The 9,316-nt window shown below is 72.9% G+C and carries 8 protein-coding genes; 2 read left to right on the top strand and 6 right to left on the bottom strand.

Features of this window, described 5'->3' with window-relative positions:
• The first annotated feature begins 117 nt into the window (after window positions 1-117).
• Window positions 118-2,592: an ATP-dependent Clp protease ATP-binding subunit gene (locus FNH09_RS25790; RefSeq protein ID WP_152892045.1), complete on the top strand. Its 2,475-nt coding sequence runs from the start codon at window positions 118-120 to the stop codon at window positions 2,590-2,592.
• A 16-nt stretch (window positions 2,593-2,608) separates the two neighbouring features.
• Here FNH09_RS25790 and FNH09_RS25785 read toward each other — a convergent pair whose 3' ends face one another.
• Entirely contained in the window at window positions 2,609-3,610 is a 1,002-nt protein-coding gene (locus tag FNH09_RS25785; RefSeq protein WP_152892043.1) for an LLM class flavin-dependent oxidoreductase, read from the bottom strand.
• Between the two features lie 88 nt (window positions 3,611-3,698).
• Here FNH09_RS25785 and FNH09_RS25780 point away from each other — a divergent pair, with 88 nt between their 5' ends.
• Window positions 3,699-4,190, top strand: a complete 492-nt coding sequence (locus FNH09_RS25780) for a phosphatase domain-containing protein (RefSeq protein WP_162469090.1) — start codon at window positions 3,699-3,701, stop codon at window positions 4,188-4,190.
• Between the two features lie 34 nt (window positions 4,191-4,224).
• On the opposite strand, the gene FNH09_RS25775 is transcribed toward FNH09_RS25780, so the two are convergent.
• The 5 genes from FNH09_RS25775 to egtA form a co-directional block, all read right to left on the bottom strand.
• Window positions 4,225-4,440: a dodecin gene (locus FNH09_RS25775; protein WP_152892041.1), complete on the bottom strand. Its 216-nt coding sequence runs from the start codon at window positions 4,438-4,440 to the stop codon at window positions 4,225-4,227.
• Between the two features lie 196 nt (window positions 4,441-4,636).
• Window positions 4,637-5,599: an L-histidine N(alpha)-methyltransferase gene (gene egtD, locus FNH09_RS25770; RefSeq protein ID WP_162469089.1), complete on the bottom strand. Its 963-nt coding sequence runs from the start codon at window positions 5,597-5,599 to the stop codon at window positions 4,637-4,639.
• Window positions 5,596-6,384, bottom strand: a complete 789-nt coding sequence (egtC, locus tag FNH09_RS25765; RefSeq protein WP_152892039.1) for an ergothioneine biosynthesis protein EgtC — start codon at window positions 6,382-6,384, stop codon at window positions 5,596-5,598. The genes egtD and egtC overlap by 4 nt, the downstream gene beginning before the upstream one ends.
• Window positions 6,384-7,760: an ergothioneine biosynthesis protein EgtB gene (egtB, locus tag FNH09_RS25760; protein WP_238427100.1), complete on the bottom strand. Its 1,377-nt coding sequence runs from the start codon at window positions 7,758-7,760 to the stop codon at window positions 6,384-6,386. The genes egtC and egtB overlap by 1 nt, the downstream gene beginning before the upstream one ends.
• On the bottom strand, window positions 7,757-9,076 hold the full coding sequence (egtA, locus tag FNH09_RS25755; RefSeq protein WP_152892037.1) for an ergothioneine biosynthesis glutamate--cysteine ligase EgtA: 1,320 nt from the start codon (window positions 9,074-9,076) through the stop codon (window positions 7,757-7,759). The genes egtB and egtA overlap by 4 nt, the downstream gene beginning before the upstream one ends.
• Between the last annotated feature and the right edge of the window lie 240 nt (window positions 9,077-9,316).

Below are 9,316 nucleotides of genomic sequence, written 5' to 3'. Positions count from 1 at the left end.
ATGCGGGGCGAGGGGGTGGGCGGGGTTTGCCTGACCAGCGAGCATGCAGGGTTGCCCGAATTGTGGCAATTTGGGAGTCTCGGATGGCTGTCGGCTGCGCAGGGAAGGCCCGCAAGGATGACTACTCCAGGTTTCGGTTTCGGACGCGGTCCCTTCGAGGGGTTCGACGAGCTGATGTCCCGGTTCTTCGGCGGCCAGGCGCAGCCCCCGCAGGCGCGCCGGGTGCAGGCGCTCGACATCGGCAGCCTGCTGTCCGAACGGGCCCGTGAACTCGTCGCCGAGGCCAGGGACCTGGCCGCCGCCGAGGGCAGCGAGGAGCTCGACGCCAGGCACCTGCTGGCCGCGGCCACCACGCACCACTCGACCCGCCGCCTGATCGCGGAGGCGGGCGCGGACCCCGACCGGATCAGGGAGCGGCTCGGCATCGGCGAGGGTCACGCCGAGAAGGCCGCGCCCACCACCCTCACCCCTGCGGCCAAGCGGGCCCTGCTGGACGCGTACCAGATCTCCCGCGCCGAGGACTCCTCCTACATCGGCCCCGAACACCTGCTGCGCGCCCTGGCCGCCAACCCCGAGTCGACGGCCGGACGGGCCCTCGCCGACACCGGCTGGGAGCCGACCCGGATGCCCACCGAGACCATGGGCGAACGGGCCAAGGGGCCCAGCAGCACACCGACGATCGACGAGTTCGGCCGCGACCTCACGGAGGACGCGCGGGCCGGGCGCCTCGACCCGGTGATCGGACGCGACGACGAGGTCGAGCAGACCATCGAGGTGCTCTCCCGGCGCAGCAAGAACAACCCCGTCCTCATCGGCGACCCCGGCGTCGGCAAGACCGCCATCGTCGAGGGCATCGCCCAGCGCATCGTGGCCGACGACGTGCCGAAGACCCTCGCGGGCAAGCGGCTCGTCTCCCTCGACCTCGCCGGGATGGTCGCCGGCACCAAGTACCGCGGCGAGTTCGAGGAGCGGCTGAAGAAGCTGCTCGACGAGGTGAGCGAGCACGGCGACGGCCTGGTGCTGTTCCTGGACGAGATGCACACCGTCGTCGGCGCGGGCGGTGGCGGCGAGGGCGCCATGGACGCGGGCAACATGCTCAAGCCCGCCCTGGCCCGCGGCGAGCTGCACCTGATCGGCGCCACCACGGTCGACGAGTACCGCAAGCACATCGAGAAGGACGCCGCCCTGGAGCGGCGCTTCGCCCCGATCCTGGTGGGCGAACCGTCCGTCGACGACACCATCGAGATCCTGCGCGGACTGCGCGACCGCTACGAGGCCCACCACCAGGTCCGCATCACCGACGAGGCGGTGGTCGCCGCGGCCGAGCTGTCCGACCGCTACATCACCTCCCGGTTCCTGCCCGACAAGGCCATCGACCTGATGGACCAGGCCGCCGCCCGGGTGCGGCTGCGCGCCAAGACCCCGCTCGCCGACACCCGCGAGATTGAGGACGACATCGCCGCGCTGAACCGGGAGAAGGACCAGGCCGTCGCCGACGAGGAGTACGAGCGGGCCAAGGAGCTCCGCGACCGGATCAAGGAGGCGGAGGGCCGGCTCGCCGAGGTGGGCCAGGCCGAGGAGCAGACCCCCAAGGTCACCGCCGAGGACATCGCCGAGGTCGTGTCCCGCACCACCGGCATCCCGGTCGCCCAGCTCACCGAGGAGGAGCGCGAGCGGCTGATGAAGCTGGAGGAGCACCTCCACGAGCGGGTCGTCGGCCAGGACGAGGCCATCACGGCCATCTCCCGTGCCGTGCGCCGAGCACGGGCCGGGATGAGCGACCCCAACCGCCCCGTCGGCAGTTTCCTCTTCCTCGGTCCCACCGGCGTAGGCAAGACCGAGCTCGCCCGCGCCCTGGCCGCCGCGCTGTTCGGCGACGAGCACCGCATGATCCGCCTGGACATGAGCGAGTTCCAGGAGCGGCACACCGTCTCCCGGCTGGTCGGCGCCCCGCCCGGATACGTCGGCCACGACGAGGCCGGCCAGCTCACCGAGGCGGTGCGCAGGCAGCCGTACACCGTGCTGCTGCTGGACGAGGTGGAGAAGGCGCACCCCGACGTCTTCAACACGCTGCTGCAACTGCTCGACGACGGGCGGCTGACCGACTCCCAGGGCCGCACGGTCGACTTCAAGAACACCGTCGTCATCATGACGTCCAACATCGGCGCCGACCGCATCCTGGCCGCCGGCGTGGAGGACTACGCCAAGGTCCGCGAGACGGTCATGCCGGTGCTCCACCAGTACTTCCGGCCGGAGTTCCTCAACCGCATCGACGAGATCATCGTCTTCCGCGGCCTGGTCCGCAGCCAGCTGCGCGAGATCGTCGACCTGCTGCTGGAGCACACCCGGCGCCGGCTGGCCGCCCAGGACGTCGGCCTGGAGGTCACCGACGCGGCCGCCGACCTGCTGGCGAACCTCGGCTACCAGCCCGACTTCGGCGCCCGTCCGCTGCGCCGCACCATCCAGCGCGAGGTCGACGACCGGCTGGCCGACATGCTGCTGTCGGGCGAGCTGAACGCGGGCGACCGGGCCCGGGTGGACGCGCACGACGGCGGGATCGCCATCCGGGCGGACAAGCCGGCGGAGGTCTGACGCGGGCGCCCGGCGCTCAGGAGGCCGTCACGACGGCGGCGAGCCGCCGGTAGGAGTCGAGCAGGGCCGCGCGGTCGTAGGTGCTCGTGGTGACGAGCACCTCCTGCGCGCCCGTCTCCTTCAGCAGCGTCTCCAGCTCGTGCGCGACCTGCTCCTCGGTGCCGGCGATGTGTCCGACGAGCCCGGACTCGTGGAAGCCGCGCTCCTTGGCGGTCATCGTGCGGGCCTCGACCGCCTCGGCCGGGGGCAGCGGCGGGAAGCTGCCGTGGGTACGGGCGTACGCCATGGACCACGCCTCCGGCACCAGCAGCCGCCGCGCCTCCCGCTCCGTCGCAGCCACCGCGATCGAGCCGGACACGACGACGTACGGCTCCGGCGACCAGCGGGAGGGCCGGAAGCGCGCGCGGTAGCGGTCGACGCCACGCCGCATCTTCTCCCGGTCGCGCAGGTCGCCGATCACCATCGGCAGGCCCGCGCGCGCCGCGATGTCCGCGCCCTCGCCCATGGCCAGCACGAACGGCGGTACGTCGAGACCCTCCGCGGGGCGCGCGTGCACGCCCGTCGGCGACGTGCCGGAGAACCAGCCGAGGAGTTCGTCGATCAGGCCCGCGAAGTCCTCGGCGTCGCTCCTGTCGTGCCCGAGCGCCCTGCGCACCCCGTCGGTGAACCCCACCGAGCGGCCCAGCCCCATGTCGATGCGCCCGGGGAAGAGCGACTCCAGCACCCCGAACTGCTCGGCCACGACCAGCGGCCGGTGGTTGGGCAGCATCACCCCGCCGGTGCCGACCCTGATGGTGCTCGTCGCGCCGGCCACGGCCGCGGCCAGCACGGTCGGCGCGGAACCGGCCACCCCGGGGACCCCGTGGTGCTCCGACACCCAGAAGCGGTGGTAGCCGAGCCGCTCGGCCTGCCGGGCCAGCTCCACGGTGTCGCGCAGCGCCTCCGCGGCCGTTCGGCCCTGGCGGATGCGGGAGCGGTCGAGGACGGAGAAGCGGGCCGAGGCGATCGCGGAGCTCATGTTCGGTTCAACAACGCGCGCGCCGCGGGATTCCCCGCAGCGCGCGACCGGCCGGGGCGGGGGAGCGGGCAGCGTCTAAGGTGGCGCCGTGGCAGACAGCAGTGGACGGCCGCTCGCCGTGTTCGATCTGGACAACACCCTTGCCGACACCGGGCACCGGCAGCGGTTCCTGGAGCGTACGCCGCGTGACTGGGACGCCTTCTTCGCGGCCGCGGCGCAGGACACGCCGATCGCCGAGGGCGTGGCGCTGGCCGTGGCGAGCGCCGAGGAGTGCGAGGTGGTCTACCTGACCGGGCGGCCCGAACGCTGCCGCCGCGACACCCTCGGCTGGCTCGCGGCGCACGGGCTTCCCGAGGGGCGCGTGTACATGCGGCGCAACGACGACCGGCGGCCCGCCCGGCGCACCAAACTGGAGATCCTGCGGCGGCTGGCCCGCACCCGGGAGGTGAGCGTCCTGGTGGACGACGACGACCTCGTGTGCGACGACGCCGAGCGGGCGGGTTTCACCGTCGTCCGGGCGCGCTGGGCGGCCGGGTCGGAAGCGCTCCGGGCGGCCCAGGAGCGGGAGGGGCGGACCTGAGGGGAGCCGCGCGCACCGGTCCGCGGCGGAGGGCTCAGTCCGCGTCGTCGATGCGGAAACCGACCTTCAGACAGGCCTGCCAGTGCTCGATCACACCGTTCTCGATCTGGCCGCGGACCTGGGTCACCTCGAACCAGTCCAGGTTGCGCAGGGTCTGCGAGGCGCGGGAGATGCCGTTGCGGACGGCCTGGTCGATGCCCTCGTGCGAGGTGCCGACGATCTCCGTGACCCGGTAGGTGTGGTTCGACATGCGGGTGCTCCTCTCCGCCGTGACCGGTATGTCACGTATGTCTCCACGGTGCCCCAGGCGCCGCCGGAGCGCGAGGCGTCGGGCTCCGCACCCGCACCGGCGGCGGGGGCCCGCACTCGCGTCGGGGACCCGTGCCCACGCCGGGGGTCCGCCGGGCCCAGGGGCGCCGGCGGACCCGCTCAGATGGCGTCCGCGCTCAGCGCGCGGTGCTGAGCGACAGCGCGAAGCGGCCCTCCGCGTCCGTCCACCAGTGCGCCAACTCCATTCCCGCGGCGGCCAGTTCCGCGCGCACCCCGTTCTTGCGGAACTTCGCCGACACCTCGGTGCGCAGCTCCTCGCCGGCCTTGAAGTCCACGGCGAGATCGAGCACGGGGATCTTCACGGTCTGGTCGGTGCGCGCCCGCAGCCGCATCTCGATCCACTCCTGCTCCGCGTCCCACAGGGCGACGTGGTCGAAGGCGTCGAGGTCGAAGTCGGCGCCCAGTTCACGGTTGACGACGGCCAGCACGTTCTTGTTGAACGCGGCCGTCACCCCGGCCGCGTCGTCGTAGGCCCGGACCAGCACCTTCTCGTCCTTGACCAGGTCCGTGCCGAGCAGCAGCGAGTCCCCGGGCGAGAGCAGGGCCCGTACGGACGCCAGGAACGTGGCGCGTTCGGCGGGCAGCAGATTGCCGATCGTGCCGCCGAGGAACGCCACCAGCCGGGGCCCGGGTGTGTCCGGCAGCTTCATCGTGTCGGTGAAGTCGGCGATCAGGGCGTGCACGTCGAGCCCCGGCCGCTCGGCCGCCAGCGCCTGACCCGCCTGAGTGAGGGCGCTCTCGCTGACGTCCACCGGGACGTAGGCGCGCAGACCGGTGAGGGCCTCGATCAGATAGCGGGTCTTCTCGGAGGAACCGGAGCCGAGTTCGACCAGGGTGCGGGCCCCGGTCGCCGTCGCGATCGCGTCGGCCCGGTCGGCCAGGATCTCGCGCTCGGCGCGGGTGGGGTAGTACTCGTCCAGTTCGGTGATCTGCTCGAACAGGTCGCTGCCGTGCGCGTCGTAGAACCACTTCGGCGGCAGGGTCTTGGGGTCGCCGGTGAGGCCGAGCAGGACGTCCGCGCGCAGGGCGGCGTCCGTGGCGTCCTCGGGAAGGGTGCGGGTGATCTGGAACGGGCTCACGAACAGGGCTCCTTCAGGGGTGCGGGTACCGCCTCGGTGCTCGGCTCCCCGATCGGGGTGAGCAGCACCTCGGCACGGCTCGCCACGAGCAGCGTGCGGTCGGGGACCTGAAGCCAGTGCGGATCGTCGTCGTAGGGCTCGGAGGCCACGACGGCGCGGCCGGACTCGGCCAGGTACCAGAGGGTGTCCCCCCAGGCGGTCGCGGCGATGGTCTCGCCGTCGGTCAGCAGCAGGTTGAGGCGGGAGTGCGGGGCCGCGGCGGCCACGTCCAGGACCGTGTCCGCGAGGGCGCGGCCCGGCTCGTCGCCGCGGCGCAGCCGGTGCAGGGCCAGGGCCCAGACGAGCGCGGAGTCGTTGCGCGCCTCCAGCGACAGCAGTTCCTCCGGCGGCAGCGTCCGGGCGGCCGCGGCCATGGTGCGCGGCCAGCCGGCCACGGCGCCGTTGTGGCTGAACAGCCAGGGGCCCGCCGCGAACGGAGCCGCGGCGGCCTCCGCGTCGGCGCCCGCCAGGGTCGCGTCCCGGACCGCGGCGAGCAGGGCGGTGGTGCGCACCACCCGGGCCAGGTCGGCGAAGGACAGGTCGGCCCAGATCGGCCCGGCCCGCCGGTAGCGGGCCGGCGCCGGGTCCCCGGCCGCGTACCAGCCCACGCCGAAACCGTCGGCGTTGACCGTCCCGTAGCGCTGGTGCCGGGGTGCCCAGGACTGGCGGTGCAGGCTGTGCGCGGGCTCCACCAGCAGCCGCCCCAGCGGCAGCGCGGGTCCCAGATAGGCCAGGTGGCGGCACATCAGACGGACTCCGAACGGGCGGTGCGGAACCCGGAGAAGATCTGCCGCCGGATCGGGTAGTCCCAGTTGCGGAACGTGCCCCGGCAGGCGACCGGGTCCACGGCGAACGAACCGCCGCGCAGCACCTTGTACTCGGGGCCGAAGAACACCTCCGAGTACTCCTTGTACGGGAACGCCCGGAACCCTGGGTACGGCTGGAAGTCGCTCGCCGTCCACTCCCACACGTCACCGATCAACTGCCGTACGCCGAGCGGCGACTCGCCCGCCGGGTAGCTGCCGACAGGGGCCGGTCGCAGATGCCGCTGGCCCAGGTTGGCGTGTTCCGGCGCCGGGTCGGCGTCGCCCCAGGGGTAGCGCGTCGAGCGGTCGCCCGCGGGGTCGTGGCGGGCCGCCTTCTCCCACTCGGCCTCGGTGGGCAGCCGTCGCCCGGCCCAGCGGGCGTAGGCGTCGGCCTCGTACCAGCTCACGTGCAGCACCGGCTCGTCGGGCGGTACCACCTCGGTGACGCCGAAGCGGCGCCGCAGCCACTCCCGGCCGTCGCCGTGCCAGAACAGCGGGGCGGTGATGGAGTGTTTGCGGATGTGCGCCCAGCCCTCCGGCGCCCACCAGCGCTCGGTGTCGTAGCCGCCGTCCTCGATGAACGCCTGGTACGCGGCGTTGGACACCGGCGTGGTGTCGATGTGGAACGGGGCCACCTCCCGCCGGTGCGCGGGCCGTTCGTTGTCCAGCGCCCAGGGCTCGGACGAGGTGCCCATGGTGAACGGGCCTCCGGGGACCAGGACTTCGGCCGGGCCCGCGAACAGCGGGGCCGGTTCGGGGTCCGGTGCGGTCAGGACCTGTGGTCCGGTCCGCAGCTGATGGGTGATCAGCATGGTCTCGTCGTGCTGCTGTTCGTGCTGCGCGATCATTCCGAAGGCGAAGCCCGCCTCCGTCAGCCGCGTCCCGTGGAAGGCGGCGCCCTCCAGCACGTCCAGGGCGCGGCCGCGCACCTCGGCCGCGTAGGCGCGGGCCTCGGCGGGCGGCAGCAGCGGCAGCGTGGGCCGTTCGGAGCGCGGATGCTCGAAGGCGTCGTAGAGGCTGTCGATCTCGGGGCGCATGGCGTCCCGGCCGGCCACCGTGCGCAGCAGCCAGAGTTCCTCCTGGTTGCCGATGTGCGCGAGGTCCCACACCAGCGGTGACATCAACGGGGAGTGCTGGGCGGTGAGGTCGGGCTCGTCGACGCAGTCGGTCAGCAGGGCCGTGCGCTCGCGGGCGGTGACCAGCGACGTCAGCGCGCGCTCGCGGAGGGACTCGGCGTCGAATGCGGGCTCGCGCGGGGATTCGGCGCCGAGCACGGGTTCGCGCAGGGTGTCGGCGTCGAGGGCGGGCTCGGTCATGTGCGGATGTCCTTCCCGTGCGCGCGACGGTCCGTGGTGCCGCGCAGTCGGTCGAGCAGGTCGTCGGCGGGACAGCGGCCCGGGATGACGTAGCGCTTCAGGAACGCCGCCACGGCGTTCGTGACCTCGGTCGTGGCACCGAGCCGGGGCAGGGCGTCCAGCGCCGCCGCGAAGCAGGCGATGGCCGCCTCGTGCAGTTCGGGATCGCCGAGCCCGTACCGGGCGGCGTCCATCCACAGCGGGTTGTGCGGCGCGGGCATGCCGGCGGCGCGTTCGGCCAGGGGTTTCACACAGCGGTAGGCGGTCTCGGTGGCCTCCGGGTCGTCGAAGAGGGCCGTGGTCACGGCGAGCGGCACGATCCACCCGTCGTCGCCGGGCTGCGCGTCGATCATGCGCAGCTCCAGATGGCCGCGTGGCCTGACCGGCGGGAACAGGGTCGTGACGTGGTAGTCGAGGTCCTCCCGGGTGGGCGGCCTCGGCGTCCCCGACCTGATCCACTGCCGGAAGGTCAGCCCGTCCGGGACGTGCCAGGGGCCGGTGTCCTCGCGTACGCACATCACCGGCGCGTCCAGGACGTGCCGGGCCCAGGCGTCGCGCGGCCCGGCCTCCAGCGGCGGCGCGCCCGCCCGGCCCGCGCCGATGTCGGTCCAGATCAGCTGGCGGGTGGACACCCAGCCGGTGGGCCTGCCCGCGATCATCGGAGAGTTCGCGAACGCGGCCACCAGGACCGGGCCCAGGGTGTGCGCCAGCCACCAGCGCCGTCCGAGCCCGAGGGTGCCCGGCTCCTCGTACCCCGCGTCCAGACACACCTGGACGGAGGCGGAGGTGCACATCATGGCGCGGCCGGCCGGACCCGAGCGGTCCAGGCAGGTCTCCATGGCGTCGTAGCGCGGCTCGCGCAGGAAACGGCGGGGTGTGTGCCAGGGATCGGTGCCGATGCCGCGGAGGCGGAGTCCGGTCTCGCGGAGCACCGCGCGGACGGTGTCGAGATCGGCGGAGACGATGCCGATGCACTCCGTCAGGGAGGCGGCGGGCGGCGAGCTCAGTTCCAGCTGGCCGCCGGGCTCCGTGGTGAGCGCCGACCTCAGGGGCACGGTCCGCAGTGCGGCGTAGGCGGCGTGCAGTCGTTCGGGTGTGACCGGGAGCTGCGGCATACGCAGCTCGTGGACGAGCCATTCCACTTCCACCCCGACGGTGCGGGGCGGTCCCGTCTTGAAGCAGATTCCCCGGACCAGGGCCTCCACCTCGGCTTCGGTGAGGGCGGTGCGGGTGTACGTACAGTCGCCCTCCGTATGGGCGCTTATTGAATCGGGCATGTCAGGATCCTCCTGAGATTCCACCGTTCAGCCGGTCCCGGGAGTGGCGGGACGGCGCACGCGCTCGTCCTACCCAAGACCGTCGAGTCGAATCGCACAAGGGTGCATAACGGCACTTATAGGGCACGCCCTACGTGTGTCCCGGGATGTTTCTGGGGCCGGGAAACTCTGTTGCACCGCAGGACCAGCATCGCTCACGATGCGTTCATGAGCACGACGGGGGAGTCACCAGGGGGGATC

This window comes from Streptomyces adustus (assembly GCF_009377175.1).
In the GTDB taxonomy this organism is placed as follows: domain Bacteria; phylum Actinomycetota; class Actinomycetes; order Streptomycetales; family Streptomycetaceae; genus Streptomyces; species Streptomyces adustus.
This window is presented reverse-complemented; position numbering and strand designations above follow the sequence as displayed.